This is a genomic window from Petropleomorpha daqingensis (assembly GCF_013408985.1).
GTDB lineage: Bacteria > Actinomycetota > Actinomycetes > Mycobacteriales > Geodermatophilaceae > Petropleomorpha > Petropleomorpha daqingensis.
Map to the genome: position 1 here is coordinate 2,592,545 of NZ_JACBZT010000001.1, position 21,268 is coordinate 2,613,812.

Here is a 21,268-nt window from a genome sequence, read left to right on the forward strand (position 1 = left end):
GTGAGGGCGACTCCCCAACGCCCCGTCTGATCCTTACGTTCCGTATTCGCCGGGAGCGTTCTTCCGGCCTGCGGGGGTTGCACCACAACGGGGAGCACGGGAATGAGTGGACTGTCGGCTGCGCCGAAGCGCATCCTGGCGGGGGCGTCGGGTCTCCTGCTCGCCTTCGGCATGGTGGGGGTGAGTGCCCCGGGTGCGCGGGCGGACTCCGCGCCCGCCACCGTCTCGGCCGCGTCGCCGGCCACCGTCACGGCCGATGGGCTGCCCACCGTGCAGATCAACGGCGTCGTGTGGTCGCAGGTCGTCGTCGGCAACACCGTCTACGCCGCCGGGTCGTTCACCCGCGCGCGTCCGGCCGGCTCCGCGCCCGGCCAGAACGAGACGGTGCGCAACAACCTGCTCGCCTACGACATCACCACGGGCAACCTCGTCACCTCCTTCGCGCCGGACCTCAACGCCCAGGCGCTCGTGGTGGCCGCCTCTCCCGACGGGTCGCGCATCTACGTCGGTGGCGACTTCACCGTCGCGAACGGTCAGGTCCGCAACCGGGTCGCGGCGTACAGCACGGCCACCGGCCAGCTGGTGAGCTCCTGGGCGCCGGCCGCCAACGGCCGCGTCCGGGCGCTGGCCGCGACCGCGTCCACCGTCTACCTCGGAGGCGACCTCACCGCGGTCGGCTCGGTCGGCCGCAACCGGCTGGCGGCGGTCCGCTCCTCCGACGGCGGTCTGCTCTCGTGGGCGCCGCAGCCGGGCTACGGCCCGGTGGTGAACCGTGACGGCAACCCGGGCAACAGCAACTCGGCGATGGGCCTGGTCGTGCTGGGCGGCGGGACGCAGGTCGTGGCCGCCGGTCGCTGGGACCTGATGAACGGCGTCCGCGCCACCGGCATCACCGCGCTGGACCCCGTCACCGGCGCCACCCGTCCGTACGCGATCAACACGATGATCACCAACCAGGGCATCAACTCGGCGATCTACAGCGTCTCCACGGACGGCACCAACGTGTACGGCACGGCCTACGACTACTGGGGCCCCGGCGACATCGAGGGCTCCTTCGCGGTGCGGGGGAGCGACGGCGCCCCGATCTGGGTGAGCAGCTGCTACGGCGACACCTACTCGAGCTTCCCGACCGGGGGCGTGCTCTACCAGGCCGGCCACCCGCACAACTGCGTCGAGATCGGTGCCTACCCCGAGCAGTCGCCCCGCGTGAACCGGTTCGCCACGGCGCTCACCCTGGCGCCCACCGGGACCGGCGCGGGTTACCGCGTCTACGGGGGTCCCTGGCGCGGCCAGGCCACGCCGACGCAGCTGCCGTGGTTCCCCAGCGTGACGGCGGGCACCTACACCGGCCAGAACCAGGCCGCGTGGAGCGTCTCGGGCAACGGCTCGTACGTCGTCTACGGCGGTGAGTTCCCGCAGATCAACGGGGTCGGGCAGCAGGGCCTCGTGCGCTTCGCGGTCTCGTCGATCGCGCCGAACAAGGTCGGGCCCTCGAGCAACGGGCTGACGCCGAGCGTGCAGTCGACCGCGGCCGGCACGGCGCGCGTGGCCTGGCGGGCGGCCGCCGACCCGGACAACGCGGACCTGGTCTACCGGGTGACCCGCTCGGACCGCCCGAACTCGCTCGTCTACGAGACGACGGCCTCGTCCACGTGGTGGAACCGTCCCGCCCTCGGCTTCGTCGATTCCGGGCTGACCCCGGGCGCTCAGTACACCTACCGGGTCACCGCGGTGGACCCGTGGGGCAACTCCACGACCGGTTCGCCGGTGACGGTCACGGCGGCGGGCACCACCCCGGCGCAGGCGGCCTACACCTCGACGGTCCTCGACGACTCGCCCGCGCACTACTGGCGGATGGACGGCGTCAGCCCGGGCGGGCGCGCCACCGATCTCGTCGACGTCGACGACCTGGTCCTGGGCAGCGGCGTCACGGCGGTGCCGTCCGGCGCGCTGGCCGGCACCAGCAGCGGCGCGGCGGCGTTCAACGGCACGGCGGACGGCGCGGGGGCGATGTCCACCCGCGACCTCGGTCCCGACGTGATGAGCGTGGAGATGTGGTTCTCCACCCGGTCCACCACGGGCGGCGTGCTGGCCGACTTCGGTGACGTCGAGGTGGGCAGCACCGGCGGCAACCACGACCGGATGGTCTACCTCGACGACGCCGGCCACGTGTCCTTCGCCGTCTGGCCGGGGACCCCGTACGTGGTCACGTCGGCCCGCACGTACAACGACGGCACATGGCACCACGCGGTCGCGACGATGAGCCGGAGCGGCACGGCGCTGTACCTGGACGGCCAGCTCGTCGGCTCGCGCAGCGACGCGGTGTCCGGTCAGCAGCTCAACGGCGTCTGGCGCTTCGGTGGCGACTCGCGCTGGGCCGGGTCGAGCGACTGGTTCACCGGGCAGCTCGACGAGATCGCGGTCTACTCGAGGGCGCTGTCGGCGGATGCGGTCTCCCGCCACTACACCGTGGGTCGCACCGGCATCGCGCCGAACGCCGCCCCGCAGGCCTCGATCGGCGTCACCACCGACGGTCGCACCGCGACCTTGGACGGCCGAGCCTCCGTCGACCGCGACGGGACCATCGCGCGCTACGCGTGGGACTTCGGCGACGGCACGACCGGCACCGGCGCGACGCCGGCGCACACCTATGCGCAGCCGGGCAGCTACCGCGTCCGGCTGACCGTCACCGACGACGACGGCGCGACCGGGACGACGACCGACGCGATCAGCGTGGCGTCCTCCGGCCCGGCCGGGAGCGCCTACTCCCGTGCCGTCCTGGCCGACGGCGCCTGGGCCTACTGGCGGCTCGACGAGGCCACCGGCAACGCCATCGACCTCGCCGGCGACGACGACCTCACCGTCAGCGGTGGCGTGCGCCGCGGGAGCGCGGGGGCGATCGCCGGGGACACCGACGCCGCGGCCTCCTTCACCGGGACGTCGAGCAGCATCGCCGCCAGCCAGCGGCTCCTCTCGGGACCGAACACCTTCACCGTGGAGGCCTGGTTCCGGACGTCGTCGTCCACGGGCGGCAAGATCTTCGGCCTCAGCGGTTCGCGCAGCGGCGACAGCACCAACTACGACCGGCACGTCTACCTCGACGCTCAGGGCCGGGTGACCTTCGGCGTGGCGCCGCCCTACGGCGGCCTGCCGACGGTCGTGAGCCCCCGCAGCTACAACGACGGCCGCTGGCACCAGGTCGTCGCCTCGCTCGGCCCGTCGGGGATGGCGCTGTTCATGGACGGCCAGATCGTGGGCTCGCGCACCGACACCACCGTGGGCCAGTCCTTCAGCGGCTACTGGCGCATCGGCGGGGACTCCACCTGGAGCGGTGCGAAGTACTTCACCGGCGACATCGACGACGTGTCGGTCTACGCGACCGTGATCCCGGTCGGGGAGGTGGCCGACCACTACGCGCTCGCCACGGCCCCGCCGGCGAACCGCGCACCCACGGCGGCGTTCACGGCCACGGCGACGGGCCTGACCGCCTCGCTCGACGGCCGCAGCTCCACCGACCCCGACGGCAGCGTGCGCAGCTGGGCGTGGTCGTTCGGCGACGGCGCCACCGGTACGGGTGCGACCGCGTCGCACACCTACGCCGCGGCGGGCACCTACACCGTGCGGCTGACCGTCACCGACGACGCCGGTGCCACGGCGACCGCGCAGCGCTCGGTGACGGTGACCGCCCCGCCGCCGAACCAGGCGCCGACCGCGGCGTTCACGACGACGACGTCGGACCTGACCGCGTCCGTGGACGGTTCCTCGTCGGACGACCCGGACGGCGTCCTCGCGGGCTACGCCTGGTCGTTCGGTGACGGCTCCTCCGCGACCGGCGCGACCGCGTCGCACAGCTACGCCGCGGCGGGCACCTACACCGTGCGCCTCACCGTCACCGACGACGACGGGGCCACGGGGACGACGACGGACACGGTCACGGTCAGCGCGCCCAGCGGGGCACCGGACGTCGTCCGTGACGTGTTCGACCGCACGGTGACCGGCGGATGGGGCGCGGCCGGGCTCGGTGGGACGTGGACCGCCTCCGCCGGCGGCCCGCGCCAGTCGGTGACACCGGGTGTGGGCGAGATGCGTCTGGACGCCGCCAACCAGAACACCGGCTCGTACCTCGGTGGTGTCTCGCAGACCGCCGTCGACGTGCAGACCGCCTTCACGCTCGCGTCCGCGCCGACCGGGAACGGGACGTACGTCTACGTGACCGGCCGGCGGGTGGCCGGCGCGGGCGAGTACCGCGCGCGGGTCCGGGTCACGCCGACCGGTCAGGTCTACCTGGCGCTGTCACGGCTCACCGGCACGACCGAGTCGTTCCCGGGCGGGGAGCTGCTCGTCCCGGGCGTCACCTGGACGCCGGGCACGGCCCTGGTCGTCCGGATGCGGGCCGCGGGAACCGGGACGACGCAGCTGCAGGCGAGCGTCTGGGTGGCGGGCACGACCGAGCCGGTGACGCCGACGATCTCCCGGACCGACACCACGGCTGCCCTCCAGACGGCAGGCGGCGTGGGCCTGGCCGTGCACCGGCCGAGCGGGACGACGGCGACCACCGCCGTCCGCTTCAGCTCGTTCACCGCCACGGTCGCGGGTTGATCGGATTGGTCGCACCGCGGACAGCATTCGTCACACTCGGTGAGCGTTTGGTCTCGCTAGGACGGCGTTCCCCCTGGTCGCCACCCGATCAGGGGGATCGCTTCCCCCTATCGCACCGGCGATCGTCACCCTTAGTATTCGCCGCTGGCGTGAAGCAACGCCGCGCAGTACCCAGTTCGAAGCGGGGGAAACCTGGTATGTCTCGATCGTCGACGGCGTCGATGAGGACGCTGTCCGCAGCGCTGATCTTCCTTCTGGTCGCGGGCGTGCTCGCCCTGCTGGCCCCGGGTGCGCGGGCGGACACGGCGCCCACCCCGCCGAATCCCACCACCAACCCGGAGACGGTCAGCGCCGACGCGCTGCCCACGGTCCAGGTCAACGGCGTGGTGTGGTCGATGGTCACCGTCGGCAACACGGTCTACGCCACGGGCAGCTTCACCAGCGCCCGGCCCGCCGGCGCGCTCCCCGGCGTCAACGAGACCCCTCGGGCCAACCTCGTCGCGTTCGACCTGACGACCGGCGTGATGACGTCGTGGAACCACACGCTCAACGGCCAGGGGCGGATCATCGTCGCCTCGCCCGACAAGTCGCGCATCTACGTCGGCGGTGACTTCACCACCGTGGACGGCCAGCCCCGCGGGCACGTCGCCGCCTTCGACGTCTCGACCGGCAACCTGGTCCCGGGCTTCGCACCGACGTCGAACGGCATCACCTACGCGCTGGCGGCCACCAACGACACCGTCTACGCCGGCGGGACGTTCAACACCGCGGGCGGCCAGACCCGCACCCGTCTCGCGGCCTACCTCGCCAGCGACGGTTCGCTCACCGACTGGGCGCCCACCGCCAATCACAACGTGCGCGGCATCATCCTCGACCCGACCGGCCAGCGCGTCGTCATCGCCGGCCAGTTCGACCAGGTGAACAGCGTGCCGGCGGTGGCCCTGGCGTCGGTCAACCTCGCCGGTGGCGACACCAAGACCTGGCAGTACGGCATCACCAACGCCGGCGACAGCGGCGGTGTCTACAACCTGAAGTCCGACGGCGTCCGCGCCTACGCGATGACCTACGGGTTCCAGGTCGGCAACATCGAGGGCGTCGTCGCGTTCAACCCGACCGACCTCTCGCTGGTCTGGATGAACGACTGCCACGGCGACCCGTACGACGTCTGGTCGAACGGCACGATCGTCTACAACGCCAGCCACACCCACGACTGCGAGACCTCGGGCTCGTTCCCCGACCCGCACCCGCGTGACTGGAAGCGCGCGATCGCCATGACGACGGCGGTCACCGGCACCCTCAAGGCCACCACCCAGGTGCCGCGGTACGGCAGCTGGGCGGGCCGGCCGCACCCGTCGGTCCTCGACTGGTTCCCGACCATCCCGCCGGGCACCTACACCGGCCAGGACCAGGGCACGTGGTCGGTCACCGGTGGCGGCGACTACGTCGCCTTCGGCGGCGAGTTCGTGTCGGTGAACAACTCCCTGCAGCAGGGCCTGGTCCGGTTCGGGACCAAGAACGTCGCCCCCAACCTCCGTGGTCCGGAGCTGACCTCGGCCCAGCAGCGTCCGAACGCGCTGTCGATCACGCCGGGCACCGTCAACGTCTCGTGGCCCTCGAGCTGGGACATGGACAACGAGGACCTGACCTACAACCTGTACCGCAACAGCGAGACCACCCCGCTGCTCACCCAGACTGTGAAGTCGCAGTGGTGGAACGTCCCCACGCAGCGCTACACCGACACGCAGCCGGCCGGCGCCACCGTCACCTACCGCGTCACCGTCAACGACCCGTTCGGGAACACGGTCAGCAGCCTCAGCAGCCCGCAGGTCACCGTGGCCGGCAGCACCGACGCCTACGCCACCGCGATCCTGGCCGACTCGCCGGCCGAGTACTGGCGGCTGGGTGAGACCAACGGTTCGGTCGCGCAGGACGCCGTGAACACCCGGAACCTGAACGAGAGCGGCGGGGTGACGCAGGGTGTCCCCGGTGCCTTCGGGACCGACCGCGCGGTCGGCCTCGACGGCAGCGCCAACGCCCAGCTGCAGATCAACGACCACATCGAGACGCCGGGCAACGCGTTCTCGTTCGAGGGCTGGGTCCGCACCACCACCGGCGGGATCATCGCCCAGGAGATCGACCGCGACTCCCTGCCCGGCCAGCTGCTGTACAACCGGATCCTGTACGTCGACAACGCCGGGCGGCTGACCCTCGGCGTCACGGGCATCGGCTTCGTCAACGGCCAGACCGCGCTGACCTACCCGACGCTGCGCAGCCCGTCGGTGCTCACCGACGGCAACTGGCACTACGTCGTCGGCACCATCGGCTCGGCCGGCGCCATGCTCTACGTCGACGGCGCCCAGGTGGCCGGCGACGCGTCCATGACCGCAGGCAACCCGTACCTCAGCGCGGCCTGGTGGACCTTCGGCACCGGCGACATGGCCGGCTTCCCCAACGCGCCGGCGAGCCCCTCGCTGACCGGCGGCCTGGACGAGCTGGCGATCTACCCGTCGGTGCTGACCTCGGCCAAGGTCGCGCAGCACTACTCGACCGCCACCGGGCAGTCGGTGAACGCCTCGCCCAGCCCGGCGTTCACCTCCACCCGCACACCGCTCAACGTCGCGGTGGACGCCTCGACGTCCAGCGACCCGGACGGCACCATCGCGTCCTACGCGTGGGACTTCGGCGACGGCGGCACCGGCTCCGGTGTCACGGCGAGCCACGCCTACGCGGCGGCGGGCACCTACACCGTCACGCTGACGGTCACGGACAACGGCGGCCGGACGGCGACCGTGTCGCGGCCGCTGGCCATCGCCGGTCTGAACGCGCTGCCCACCGCGTCGTTCACGACCACGCCGAACGGCCTGGCCGTCTCGGTGGACGCCTCCGCGTCGGCCGACTCCGACGGCCAGATCGCCTCGTACGCCTGGGACTGGGGTGACGGCAGCCCGGCCGGTTCCGGTGTCACGTCCTCGCACACCTACGCGACGACCGGCACCTACACCATCACGCTGACCGTCACCGACGACGCCGGCGGCACCCGGAGCGCCACCCGCTCGGTGGTCGCGGGCACGATCCTCGCCCGCGACGCCTTCGGGCGGATCGTGGCCAGCGGCCTCGGCACCGCCGACGTCGGTGGCGCGTGGACGGCCGCGGCGGGCAGCAGCCGGATGTCGGTGAACAACGGCACCGCGACGCTGGGCCTGCCGACGGCCAACGTGAACACCACCGGCTACCTCGGCCTGTCGCAGACCGACTCGGAGCTGCGGACGGCGTTCTCGCTGTCCGCAGCTCCGACCGGGAACGGCACGTACGTGTACCTGACCGGCCGCCGGGTGAACGGCGTCGGTGAGTACCGGGTGCGGGTGCGCTTCATGGCCGACGGCCGGATCGCGCTGGGCCTGTCCCGCGTGGTCGGGACGGCGGAGGGCTTCCCGAGCGGGGAGACCATCGTCAACGGCCTGACCTACACCGTCGGGCAGACGCTGAACGCCCGGGTGCAGACCACCCTGGCCAACGGCACGACGACGGTGACCGCGGCGGTCTGGACGACCGGCGCGGAGCCCGCGACCCCGCAGCTGACCCGCACGGACGCCAACGCGTCCCTGCAGGTGGCCGGCGGCGCAGGCATCGGCGTGTTCCGGCCGACGGGCACCACCAACGCCACCGACGTCCGCTTCACCAGCTTCCGGGTCACCGCGGTCGCGGGTCCCGTCGCGCCGAACCAGAACCCGACGGCGGCGTTCACCGCCACCCAGAACGGCCTGACGGTCGGGGTGGACGGCACCGGGTCGAGCGACCCGGACGGCCAGATCGCCTCGTACGCCTGGAACTGGGGCGACAGCACCGCGCCCGGCTCGGGCGCCACGGCGTCGCACACCTACGCCGCGGCCGGCACCTACACCGTGACCCTCACGGTCACGGACAACCGCGGTGGCACCGCGACCACGACGCACGACGTCACGGTGGCCAACGCCCCGGCGGTCATCGCCCAGGACGCCTTCGGGCGGACGGTGAGCAGCGGGCTCGGCACCGCCGACGTCGGCGGCGCGTGGGTGGCCGCGGCGGGCAGCAGCCGGATGTCGGTGAACAACGGCACCGCCACGCTGGGCCTGCCGACGGCCAACGTGAACACCACCGGGTACCTGAACGTGTCGCAGACCGACTCGGAGCTGCGGACGACGTTCTCGCTGTCCGCGGCGCCGACCGGCAACGGCACGTACGTGTACCTGACCGGCCGCCGCGTCAACGGCGTCGGCGAGTACCGGGTCCGCGTGCGGCTGCTCGCCAACGGCACCGTCGGCCTGGCCCTGTCGCGCCTCACCGGCACGACCGAGGCCTTCCCGAACGGCGAGGTCATCGTCCCGGGCCTGACCTACACGGCCGGCCAGACGATGAGCGCCCGGGTGCAGACCACGGAGAGCGGGGGCACGACGACGATCACCGCGGCGGTCTGGACGACCGGCGCGGAGCCGGTCGGAGCGCAGCTGACCCGCACCGACACCACCGTGGCGCTGCAGGCGCCCGGTGGCGTGGGCCTCGGCGTGCACCGGCCGACCGGTACCACCGCCGTCACCGACGTCCGGTTCACCAGCTTCCGGGTGACCCCGGTCGGCGGCGGCACGCCTGCCAACACCCCGCCGACGGCGTCGTTCACGGCGACGCCGAGCGGGCTGGCGGTCTCGGTCAACGGCAGCGCTTCGAACGACCCCGGCGGCTCGGTCGCCTCCTACTCGTGGGGCTGGGGTGACGGCACCACCCCGGGCACCGGCGTGACGGCGGGCCACACCTACGCAGCGGGCGGCACGTACACGATCACGCTGACCGTGACGGACAACGGCGGGCTCACCGGCACCACGACCCGCACGGTGACCGTCGCGCCGAACACCAACCCGCCGCCGACCGCGGCGTTCACGGTGGCCGCGAACGGGCTGACTGCCTCGGTCGACGGCAGCGGCTCGAGCGACCCCGGCGGCTCGATCGCCTCGTACTCGTGGGGCTGGGGTGACAACACCGCGTTGGGCACGGGTGCCACGGCGACGCACACCTACGCGGCGGGCGGCACGTACACGATCACGCTGACCGTGACCGACAACGGCGGGGCCATCAACACCGTCTCGCACGCGGTGACGGTGACCCAGACGGCGCCGGTGATCGTGAACGACACCTTCAACCGGACCGTCAGCGGCGGGCTGGGGACTGCGGACGTCGGCGGCGCGTGGACGGCCTCGGCCGGCGCCACCCGCCAGTCGGTGACGCAGAACATGGCGATCATGACCCTGGACGCGGCCGGCCAGAACACCGGGTCGTACCTGGGCGGGGTGGCGCAGACCAGTGCCGACATCCGCACCACGGTGTCGTCGACCAACGCGCCGACCGGGAACGGCACCTACGTGTACGTCTCCGGCCGCCGGGTGAACAACGTGGGCGAGTACCGGGTGCGGATCCGGCTGCTCGCCGACGGCACGATCGGCCTGGCCCTCTCGCGGCTGACCGGCACGACCGAGGCGTTCCCGAACGGCGAGGTGATCGTGCCCGGCGTGACGTACACGGCGGGGATGGTGCTCAACGTCCACGTCCAGGTGTTCGGCACCGGCACCACGACCGTCCGGGCCAGCGTCTGGACGTCGGGCAACGAGCCGACGACCTGGCAGCTGACCCGCACGGACACCACGGCGGGGCTGCAGGCCAACGGCGGGATCGGCTTGGCGGTGCACCGGCCGAGCGGGACGACGGCCAACACGGCCGTGCGGTTCGGCACCCTCACCGTCACCGCCGTCGCGTGAGCCGCTGACCGGCCGGGCGCTCCGCGCCCGGCCGGTCACGCACGGTGACTTCAGTGTCCCTCGATGAGGGTATTTCCGCAGGTCGTCAGCCGTTCGTGTGACCCGCGGGCACCATTTCTCGTGTCATCGTCACTCTCAGTACGCGTCGTCCGGCAGCCGCCGGCGCGGCGCTGGGGGAACTGACACGGGGGAAATCCGGCATGACCGCAGTACCGCCGCGCGTCCGCACGCGCGCACTCTCCGGCTTCGTCGCGCTGCTGACCGCGGCCGGGGCGGTGGCCCTGCTGCCCGGGACCGCCGCGGCCGACACCCGCCCGGTGGCCGGCACGCCGTCCACCGTCGCGGCCGACGCGCTGCCGACGGTGCAGATCGACGGTGTCGCCTGGGCCCAGGCCGTCGTCGGCAACACCGTCTACGTCGGTGGCTCGTTCACCTCGGCCCGCCCGGCCGGCGCGCCCGCGGGCACCGACGAGACGCCGCGCGCGAACCTGCTCGCCTACGACGTCCGCTCCGGCGAGCTGATCACCTCGTTCGCGCCGAACCTCAACGGTCAGGTGCTGGCCGTCACCGCGTCGCCCGACGGCTCGCGCGTGTACGTCGCCGGTGACTTCACCGAGATCGACGGCCAGGTGCGCAAGCGGGTCGCCGCGTTCGACACCGCGACCGGTGCGCTGGTCAGCACGTGGGCGCCGAACGTCAACAGCCAGGTGCGCGCGGTCGCCGCGACCGCCGACACCGTCTACCTCGGCGGCAGCATCACGGCCGTCGGCGGGGTCAGCCGGACCCGCCTGGCCGCGGTGACCGCGGCCGACGGCTCCCTGCTGCCGTGGGCTCCCGTCCCCGGCGTCGGCTCCACGGCCGGCAACAGCGACGGCAACAAGTCCACCAGCGACCAGGTGATGGCGCTGGTCGTCACCGGCGGCGGCTCGCAGGTGGTCGCCTCCGGCCGGTTCGACTCGATGAACGGCACCAAGGCCACCGGCGTCGCCGCGATGGACCCGGTCACCGGTGCCACCCGGCCGTTCGCGATCAACCAGAAGATCACCAACCAGGGCATCAACTCGGCGGTCTACAGCCTGACCACGTCGGGCGACCTGGTGATCGGCACGGCCTACGACTACTACGGCCCCGGCAACCTCGAGGGCTCCTTCGTGGCCAAGGCCGACGGCGGCACGATCGTCGAGGTCAACGACTGCCGCGGTGACACGTACTCCAGCTACGCGACCGACGGCGTGATCTACGTGGCCAGCCACACGCACGACTGCGGCGCGATCAACGGCTTCCCCGAGCAGCCGGTGCGGGTGCACAAGTTCGGCACCGCCTACACGCTGGCGCCGACCCAGACCCTCAAGACGCACCTGCTGAAGAACAACAACTTCCTGGGCCAGCCGGCCGGCTCGCAGCTGGACTGGTTCCCGACGCTGACCCCCGGCACCTTCACCGGTCAGGGCCAGGCGGGCTGGAGCGTCACCGGCAACGGCCAGTACGTCGTCTACGGCGGCGAGTTCCCGCGGGTCAACGGCACTGGCCAGCAGGGCCTCGTGCGCTTCGCCGTCGCCGACATCGCGCCGGACACGATGGGTCCGGACGTCTCCGACGCCCTCACCCCGGTCGTCACGGCCGGCACGACCGCCGGCACGGCCAAGCTGACCTGGACCGCGACCAGCGACCCGGACAACGAGAACCTGACCTACCAGGTCTTCCGCGACGGCGAGGCCGCCCCGGTCTACGCGGCCGTGCAGGCCTCCCGGTGGTGGCAGCTGCCGGCCATGTCGTTCACCGACAGCGGCCTGACCAGCGGCACGCACCGCTACCTGGTCACCGCCACCGACCCGTTCGGCAACAGCGTCTCCTCGGCCGAGGTCTCGGTCGCCGTCACCGGCGCGGCCGCGCCGGGCAGCGCGCAGAGCTACGGCGACGCCGTCCGGGCCGACGGCGCCACCAACCAGTGGCGGCTCGGGGAGTCGACCGGCACGACGGCGGCCGACAGCATCGGCGGCTCGCCGATGACCGTCGGCACCGGCGTCAGCAGGAGCGTCAGCGGCGCCCTGACCGGCGACTCGAACACCGCCTTCTCCTTCAACGGCACCTCGTCGGCGACCCTGTCGACGCAGACCGCGGCCGCGGCTCCGACCACCTTCACCGAGGAGGCGTGGTTCCAGACCACGTCGACCAAGGGTGGCCGGATCCTCGGGTTCGGCAACGCGAAGACGGGCACGAGCTCGAGCTACGACCGGCAGGTCTACCTGGACAACCGGGGCCGCGTGACCTTCGGCGTGAGCAGCCGGCTCCTGTTCTGGAACGTCCAGAGCACGGTGTCCAGCTCGGCCTCGTTCAACGACGGCAAGTGGCACCACGTCGCCGCGACCCTCGGGTCCAACGGCATGGCGCTCTACGTCGACGGGGTTCTCGTGGACTCCCGCACCGACGTCACGTCGGCGCAGGCGTTCACCGGCTACCTGCGCGTCGGCAGCGACAAGGCCATGGGGGGCGTGGACACCTTCACCGGGCGCATCGACGAGGTCGCGCTGTACGGCAAGGCGCTGACGGCCGAGCAGATCGCCGCGCACCGCGCGCTGGGCATCAACGGCAAGCCGGCGAACCTGGCCCCCACCGCCCGCTTCGCGAACACCAAGGCCGACACGACGGTCGCCTTCGACGCCACTGCGTCGGTCGACCTCGACGGCACGATCGCGAGCTACGCGTGGGCGTTCGGCGACGGCAGCACCGGCACCGGCAGGACCGCGTCGCACACCTACCCGGGGACCGGCACGTACAACGCCACGCTGACGGTCACCGACGACAAGGGCGCGACCGGCACCATGACCGTCCCGGTCTCCGTCGTGGCCAACCGGCTGCCGGTCGCCACGTTCACCAGCGCGGTCACCGACCGCACGGTGCGCGTCGACGGCTCGTCGTCCTCCGACGCCGACGGCTCCGTGGCCCGCTGGGCCTGGGACTTCGGTGACGGCGGCACGGCCACCGGCGCGACGGCGTCGCACACCTACGCCGCCGACGGCACCTACACCGTCACCCTCGTCGTCACCGACGACAAGGGCGCGACCGGCACCCTGCGCCAGGACGTCGCCGCCCTCGGCACCCAGGTGCTCGCGGCCGACACCTTCGGCCGGACGACGACCGGGGGCCTCGGCTCCGCCGACACCGGCGGCGCCTGGACCTCCTCGGCCGGCGCTCCCCGCCAGTCGGTGACCCCGGGTGCGGCGCAGCTGCGCCTGGACGCGGCGAGCCAGAACGACACCGCCTACCTCGGCGGCGTCGCGGCCACCACGACCGACGTCCGCACGTCGTTCTCGCTCTCGGCGACCCCGACCGGCAACGGCACCTACGTGTTCGTGACCGGCCGCCGCGTCGACGGGGTGGGGGAGTACCGGGTCCGCGTCCGCGTGGCGCCCGACGGCTCGGTCGGCCTGTCGCTGTCGCGGCTGGTCGGCACGACCGACGGCTACCCCGGCGGCGAGACCGTCGTCCCCGGGCTGACCTGGACGCCGGGCACCGTGCTCAACGTGCGGGTCCAGACGTCGGGCACCGCCACCACCGAGGTCAGGTCGTCGGTGTGGGCGGCCGGCACGGCCGAGCCCACGACGCCGACGATCACGCGGACCGACGCGAACGCCGCGCTGCAGGTGGCCGGGGCCGTGGGCCTCACCGCCAGCCGGCCCGGCGGCACGACCGCAGCCACGGTCGTGACGGTGCACGGGTTCCGGGCGATCGTCCCGGGCGCCGGGGCCACCGCGAACCAGGCGCCGACCGCCGCCTTCCGGCACGGGGAGTCCGCCCTGACGACGACCCTGGACGCCTCGCCCTCGGCCGACGCCGACGGCACGGTGGTCTCCTACGCCTGGGACTTCGGTGACGGCACCACCGGTGCGGGTGCGGCGGCGACGCACACCTACACCGCGGCCGGCACCTACCCGGTGCGGCTGGTCGTGACCGACGACTCCGGGACCTCCGCGGTCCTCGACGCGCAGGTCACCGTCAGCCCGACCGCCGACCAGCCGGTCGTGCTCGCGGCCGACGCGTTCAACCGGACGGTCGGCAACGGGCTGGGCACCGCCGACGTGGGCGGGGCGTGGACCGTCGCCTACGGCAGCAACCGCCAGTCGGTGACCCCGGGTGCGGCCGAGCTGCGCCTGGACGCCGCGGGCAACCAGACCGGCTCGTTCCTCGCCGACGTGGCGCAGACCAGCGCGGACGTGCGCACCACGTTCTCGCTGACCGCCGCACCGACCGGCGGCGGCACCTCGGTCTACGTCACCGGCCGGCGGGTGGACACCTGGCTGCAGTACCGGGCCCGGGTGCGCTTCCTCGCCAACGGCACCGTGGGCGTGGGGATCACCAAGCTCACCGGCGGCACCACCGAGCAGCTCGTCGGCTCGGAGGTGATCGTGCCCGGCCTCAGCTACACGCCGGGGACGCCGATCTCGCTGCACCTGGTCGTCTCCGGCACGGGGACGACGCAGCTGACGGCCACGGTGTGGACGGGCGCGACCGAGCCGGCGACGCCGACGGTCACCCGCACCGACACCGAGGCCGTGCTCCAGGTGCCCGGTGGCGTGGGCCTGCTGGCCTACCTGTCCGGGAGCGCGACCTCGCCCCTGGCGGTCCGGTTCACCGACTTCTCGGTGACCGTGCCGCGCTGATCGCGGGTCCTCCCACGACGACCCCGGGCCGGGAGATCCGGCTCGGGGTCGTTCACTCTGTGTAATTGCTGTGAATACGCAAAAGTGCAGTTCGCTGACCGTTTCGGGTGAGCAGGCGGTGTTCTTCGACCCGAACAGCCGTTACTCTCTGTATCAGCGATTCGCCGTGGTCGACCGACCGGGGCATCCAGGAACACGGGGGAACTCGATGTCCGCACGTGCACGCATCCCGGGTCGGCGCGCGGTCGCCGTCACGCTCGGGCTCCTGCTCCTCTCGGCCGGCCTCGGGGTCGCCGTCCCGGCGTCGGCGCAGGCCGACTCCGCACCGGCCACCCCGTCGGCCGCCACGCCGACCACGGTCGCCGCCGACGGGCTCCCGACGGTGCAGATCGACGGCGTCGCCTGGTCGCAGGTCGTCGTCGGCAACACCGTCTACGTCGCGGGCAAGTTCACCTCCGCGCGCCCCGCCGGCTCCGCAGCCGGGACGAACGAGACGCCGCGGGCCAACCTGCTCGCCTACGACATCCGCACCGGTGAGCTGGTCCCCGGCTTCGCCCCGGTCCTCGACGGCCAGGCGCTGGTCGTGGTCGCCTCCCCGGACGGTTCGCGGATCTACGTCGGCGGCGACTTCACCACCGTGAACGGGCAGCCCCGCCGGCGCGTCGCCGCGTTCGACACCGCGACGGGCTCGCTCGTCGCGGCGTGGCACCCCAGCATCAGCAGCCAGGTCCGGGCGATCGCCGCGACCGCCGACACCGTCTACCTCGGCGGCAGCATCACCGCGGTCGGCTCGACGTCGCGGACCAAGCTCGCCGCGGTCAGCGCCGCGGACGGTTCGCTGCTGCCCTGGGCGCCCGTGCCCGGTCCGGGGTCGACGGCATCCAACAAGGAGCCGGGCAAGACCGCGGCCCAGGAGGCCACGCTCGACTACGACGTCCTCTCCCTGGTCGTCACCGGGGGTGGGGACCAGGTCGTGGCCGCCGGCCGGTTCGACACCATGAACGGCAGCAAGGCCACCGGCGTCGCCGCGCTCGACCCGGTGTCCGGCGCCAACCGTCCGTTCGCGATCAACCAGATGATCACCAACCAGGGGATCAACTCGGCGATCTACAGCCTGTCGACCGACGGCTCGACGGTCTTCGGCACCGCCTACGACTACTACGGTCCCGGCAACCTCGAGGGCGACTTCCAGGTCACCGCGGACGGCGGCCGGATCATCGCCATGAACACCTGCCACGGGGACACGTACTCGAGCTACGTCACCGGCGGGGTCCTCTACCTGGCCAGCCACGAGCACGACTGCAGCAGCATCAACGGCTTCCCGGAGCAGAACCCGCGGGTCAACAGGTTCGCCACCGCGATGAGCGTCGCGCCCACGCAGACCCTGGGCAGCGCGAGCGGCACGTGGAGCGGCCAGCCCGGCGTCAGCCAGCTGCCCTGGTTCCCGTCGGTCACCGCCGGCACCTTCACCGGCCAGGGGCAGGCCATGTGGAGCGTCTCGGGCGCCGGCTCCTACGTCGCCTACGCGGGGGAGTTCACCGCGGTCAACGGCGTGGCCCAGCAGGGCCTGGTGCGCTTCGCGCTCCCGTCGATCGCGCCGAACAAGGTCGGCCCGACCCCCGCGAAGGGGCTCACCCCGACCGTGACCGCGCCGGTCGCGGGCCTGGCCCGCGTCTCCTGGACGGCGACCAGCGACCCGGACAACGAGTTCCTGACCTACCGGGTGTTCCGGGACGGCGCGAGCACGCCGGTCTACACCACCACGCAGTCCTCGCTGTGGTGGCGCACGCCGACGCTGTCGTACGCCGACGTGGGCGTCGCGGCGGGCACGCACAGCTACAAGATCACGGTGACCGACCCGTGGGGCAACAAGATCGGCGGTGGCGCGGCCACCTCCGTGACCGTGCCGGCCGGGACGTACACGCCGCGGGCCTACGCCGACACCATCCGCGCCGACGGCGCGCAGAGCTACTGGCCGCTCGGGGAGTCCTCGGGCACCACGGCGCTGGACTACGCCGGCAACAGCGACCTGACGGTCAGCGGCGGGGTCACCCCGGGCCGCGCGGGCGCGCTCACCGGTGACGCCGACACCGCCTTCGGGTTCAACGGCAGCAACGGCCTGGCCGCCACCCGGACGGCCGCGGCGGCACCGGCGCTCTTCACCGAGGAGGCGTGGTTCCAGACGAGCTCGCGCCAGGGCGGGAAGATCATGGGCTTCGGCACCGCCGCCAGCGGCCTGTCGGGCAGCTACGACCGGCACGTCTACATGGACGGCAGCGGCCGGGTGCTCTTCGGCGTCTACCCGGGCTCGATGCAGACCGTGCAGAGCGCGACCGGCTTCAACGACGGCAAGTGGCACCACGTCGTCGCGTCGCTGAGCTCCTCGGGCATGGCCCTGTACCTGGACGGCGTCCTGGTCGCCTCGCGCACCGACGTGACCACCGCGCAGAGCTACAACGGCTACTTCCGCATCGGCGGGGACAACACGTGGACCGGTGCGAAGTACTTCAGCGGGAGCGTCGACGAGGTCGCGCTCTACTCGACCGCGCTGCCGGCCGACCGGGTGGCCGCGCACTACACGCTCGGCCGCACCGGCAAGGCGACCAACGCCAAGCCCACGGCGTCGTTCACCAAGACCGTCCGCAAGGCGACGGTGAGCGTCGACGCGTCGGCCTCGGCCGACCCCGACGGCAGCATCGCGTCCTACGCCTGGGACTTCGGTGACGGGACCACCGCCTCCGGCGTCACGGCCGCGCACACCTACGCGAGCGCCCGCACCTTCCCGATCACCCTCAGGGTGACCGACGACGAGGGCGCCACGGCGACCTCGACCTCGTCGGTGACGGCCACGCCGAACCAGGCCCCGACGGCGTCGTTCACCTCGACGGTGACCGACCGGAGCGTCGCGCTCTCGGCCACGGCCGCGGACGCCGACGGCACGGTGGCGTCCTACGCGTGGACCTTCGGGGACGGCGCGACCGCCACCGGGGCCACCGCGGCGCACACCTACGCCGCCGACGGCACCTACGCCGTCGGCCTCACCGTCACCGACGACGAGGGGGCGACGACGACGGTGACGCACGACGTCTCCGTGGCCGCGCCGGTCTTCCTGGCCTCCGACACCTTCAACCGGACCGTCGCCAGCGGGCTGGGCACCGCCGACGTCGGTGGCGCCTGGACGATGTCCAACGGCACCACCCGCCAGTCGGTGGCTCCGGGGGCGGCCACGCTGCGGCTCGACGCGGCCGGCAACCTCACCGGGTCCTACCTCGGTGCGGTGTCCCAGACGGCCGCCGACGTCCGCACGTCGTTCTCGCTCTCGGCGGCGCCGACGGGTTCCGGGGCCTCGGTGTACGTCACCGGCCGCCGGGTCGGCACGAACCTGGAGTACCGGGCCCGGGTGCGGTTCCTGGCCACCGGGAGCGTCGCGGTGGCGATCACCAAGCTCGCCGGCTCCTCCAGCGAGGTGCTGGTCGGCAGCGAGGTGACGGTGGCGGGGCTGACCTACACCCCGGGCACGCCGGTCAACGTGCACCTGGTCGTCACCGGCACCGGGACGACGCAGCTGGCGGCGACGGTGTGGACGGGCACGACCGAGCCGGCGACGCCGACGGTCACCCGCACCGACACCGAGGCCGCCCTGCAGGCACCGGGCGCGGTGGGCCTGTCGGACTACCTGTCCGGCAGCGCCACGGCGCCGCTCGCGGTCCGGTTCACCGGCTTCACGGTGGCCGTGCCTCGTTGATCCACCGGTCCCGGGCCGGCCGTGCGCGGCCGGCCCGGGACTCCGGTGCGCCGGGCGAGGGGGAGATCCGGGTGAGGCCGCGCGTCTTCCCACCCCGACCGGCGCGTTTCCGCTGAGAGGATGGTCGTCGTGTTCGGACGGCTCGGGGGGCTCCTGCGCAGACGCGCGACGGGCGCCGTCTTCGGGCAGGTGACGCAGGCCGCCGCGGGGCTCGTCCTCTCGGTCGCCGCGGCCCGCTTCCTGGGCGCGGCCGGCCTGGCCACCTTCTCGCTGATCTACGGCGCGATCGTGCTGGTCACCGCGGTGTCCAGCGGCATGGTCGGCGACTCGCTGACCGTCCTCGACCGGCACGAGCCGCGGGTGCGGGCCGGCCTGCACGTCTGGGCGGTGGTCGTCTCGGTCGGAGCGGGCGTCCTCGGGGCCGTCGTCGCCGTCCTCACGAACACCGTCGAGCCCGTCGTCGGTGTCGTGCTCGCCGTCGCGGTCACCGCCTACGTGGTCGAGGACGCCCTGCGCCGGCTGCTCATGGCGGCCGGGCGCTACTGGACGCTGCCCGCCGTCGACGCGACCAGCCTCGTCTTCTCCCTCGCCACCCTGGTGGCGTTCGCGCTGAGCGGCCCGCTCACCCTCACCTCGTTCCTGTGGGCGCTGGTGGCCGGGCAGCTCGCGGCGGCGCTGGTGGCGTGGCTCTGCGCACCCGCCCGCGAGCGGCCGCGCGGGCCATGGCGGCGCCCGGCCATGGGCGAGGTGTGGTCGTTCGGCGTCTGGCGGGCGGCCGGGCAGATGGTCCGGCCCGGCCTGCTCACCGCGCTGCGACTCGTCGTCGTCGCTGCTCTCGGGGCGGCTGCCTACGGTCCGCTCGAGGCGGCCCGCGTCTACACGGCCCCGACGCTCATCCTGGTCCAGGGCCTCGGTTCCTACCTGCTGCCGCACTACGTGGCCACCCGCGACCGGGCCCCGCGGCGGGCGATCCGGGCGGCCGACGGCGCCGCGCTCGGGCTGGCCGCGGCGGTCGCCGCCATCACCGCGGTCGCCGTGCTGCTGCAGCCGGTCGTCGAGCCGCTGCTGACCGGCGGCAACTACGCGGTGCCGGTGCTGTGCATCGTCGGCTGGGGCACCTACGCCGTCTCGGCCGCCTTCCTGCTGCCGTACTCCGGCCTGGCCACCGTGCACCGCCGGCAGCGCCGGGTGCTGTTCCTCCGGCTGCTGGAGTTCGCGGCGCTCGGCGTCGTCGTGTGGCTGGTGTACCGCGTGCCGGACGGCGAGCTCTGGGCCCCGCTGGCGCTGGCGATCGGCCCGGTGCTGGTCGCGATCGCCGTGCGGCAGTTCGTCCTGCGTCCTCTGGTGCGCACCGAGTCGGTGCCGGACGCCGACGAGGTCGCCGCGCCGCTGCCGGTGTGACCGGCTCAGCGGCGAGCGGCGACCTGCTCGGCCAGCGTCGCGCGGATCCGGCCGACCACCTCCGACCAGCTCGGCACCGCCACCTCGGGGCTCGGGCTGGGGGAGGGGCGGCCGAGCTCGTCACCGATCGCCGCCCCGATGGCCGCTGTGCTCATCGGGTCGAAGAAGGCCGCGCCGGGTGCGAGCTCGCGGAAGGCCGGGATGTCGCTGAGCACCATCGGGGCGCCGGACAGCGCCGCCTCGACCACCGGCAGGCCGAAGCCCTCGTCCAGCGAGGGGAAGACGAACAGCCGGCACTGCTCGTAGAGCCACTTGAGGCCCTCGTCGTCCACCCCGCCGAGGAAGCGGACGCGACGGTCGTCGGCGTCGGCACCCCGGATGGCCAGCCCGTTCGGCTCGCCGACGACCACCAGCGGGAAGTCGGGGCGGACCAGGTCGGCGGCCAGGACGGCGTCGATCAGCCGGTCGACGTTCTTGCGGACGTTGAGCCGGCCGACGCAGAGCAGGAACCGGCCCGGCTCCACGCCGGCGCCCGGGTCCTTCGCCACCCGGGTGCGGAACGCCTCCGGGACGCTCAGCCCGACCGGGCGGACCTTGCCCGCCAGCCGGGGACGCACCCGCGCGATGCGGGCCGCCTCGGCGGCGGTGGAGGTCAGCACGACGTCGGCGCCGCGGGCCGACCACGGCATGCCGGCGAAGTACGCGCGCTCGACGCGACTGAAGAACTCCGGGTGCTCGTCGAACATGAGGTCGTGGATGAACACTGCCCGGACCGCGCGGGCGCGCAGCGGCGTGTAGTTCTGCGACAGGACCGCGTCGGCGTCGCGGGCCAGCCGGCCGAGCTCGGTGAGCACGCTGACGCCGTGCGGGCGCGCCCGCACCGGGTGCAGCGTGAGCGGCGCGCCGCCGGCGAAGGCACGGGCCTGGTCGAGGTGGCGGGCCGGCACCGCGGCGCTCAGCTCGTCCTCCGGCCAGTCGGCCAGCCAGGTGCGCAGGAACGAGTCGACGACCCGGCGCCCCGACGGCTGGCCCTCCACCCACCAGTACGCGTCGAAGAGCACCTTCACCGGCTGTCCTCC

General features: G+C 73.3%; 6 protein-coding genes. 5 read left to right on the top strand and 1 reads right to left on the bottom strand.

Annotated features, from left to right (window positions below; all coding sequences use genetic code 11):
* The first annotated feature begins 102 nt into the window (after window positions 1–102).
* The 5 genes from GGQ55_RS27775 (at window position 103) to GGQ55_RS12845 (ending at window position 20,189) form a co-directional block, all read left to right on the top strand.
* Complete coding sequence (locus GGQ55_RS27775) at window positions 103–4,599, top strand: PKD domain-containing protein (protein WP_179717242.1); 4,497 nt, start codon at window positions 103–105, stop codon at window positions 4,597–4,599.
* A gap of 221 nt (window positions 4,600–4,820) precedes the next feature.
* Window positions 4,821–10,382: a beta strand repeat-containing protein gene (locus GGQ55_RS12830; protein WP_179717244.1), complete on the top strand. Its 5,562-nt coding sequence runs from the start codon at window positions 4,821–4,823 to the stop codon at window positions 10,380–10,382.
* A gap of 200 nt (window positions 10,383–10,582) precedes the next feature.
* Complete coding sequence (locus GGQ55_RS12835) at window positions 10,583–15,043, top strand: PKD domain-containing protein (RefSeq protein WP_179717246.1); 4,461 nt, start codon at window positions 10,583–10,585, stop codon at window positions 15,041–15,043.
* A 208-nt stretch (window positions 15,044–15,251) separates the two neighbouring features.
* Complete coding sequence (locus tag GGQ55_RS12840; protein WP_179717249.1) at window positions 15,252–18,788, top strand: PKD domain-containing protein; 3,537 nt, start codon at window positions 15,252–15,254, stop codon at window positions 18,786–18,788.
* Between the two features lie 129 nt (window positions 18,789–18,917).
* Window positions 18,918–20,189 carry an MATE family efflux transporter gene (locus GGQ55_RS12845; protein WP_366489210.1) on the top strand — a complete coding sequence of 424 codons (1,272 nt, stop codon included), beginning with the start codon at window positions 18,918–18,920 and terminating at the stop codon, window positions 20,187–20,189.
* 5 nt (window positions 20,190–20,194) lie between these two features.
* Here the strand turns inward: GGQ55_RS12845 and GGQ55_RS28405 are convergent, their stop codons facing one another.
* Complete coding sequence (locus GGQ55_RS28405) at window positions 20,195–21,256, bottom strand: glycosyltransferase family 4 protein (RefSeq protein ID WP_179717253.1); 1,062 nt, start codon at window positions 21,254–21,256, stop codon at window positions 20,195–20,197.
* Window positions 21,257–21,268 lie beyond the last annotated feature (12 nt).

Excerpts from the sequence above, each read along its gene's own strand:
- GGQ55_RS27775 (WP_179717242.1), top strand. The coding sequence starts at position 103 with ATGAGTGGACTGTCGGCTGCGCCGAAGCGCATCCTGGCGGGGGCGTCG.
- GGQ55_RS12830 (WP_179717244.1), top strand. The coding sequence starts at position 4,821 with ATGAGGACGCTGTCCGCAGCGCTGATCTTCCTTCTGGTCGCGGGCGTG.
- GGQ55_RS12835 (WP_179717246.1), top strand. The coding sequence starts at position 10,583 with ATGACCGCAGTACCGCCGCGCGTCCGCACGCGCGCACTCTCCGGCTTC.
- GGQ55_RS12840 (WP_179717249.1), top strand. The coding sequence starts at position 15,252 with ATGTCCGCACGTGCACGCATCCCGGGTCGGCGCGCGGTCGCCGTCACG.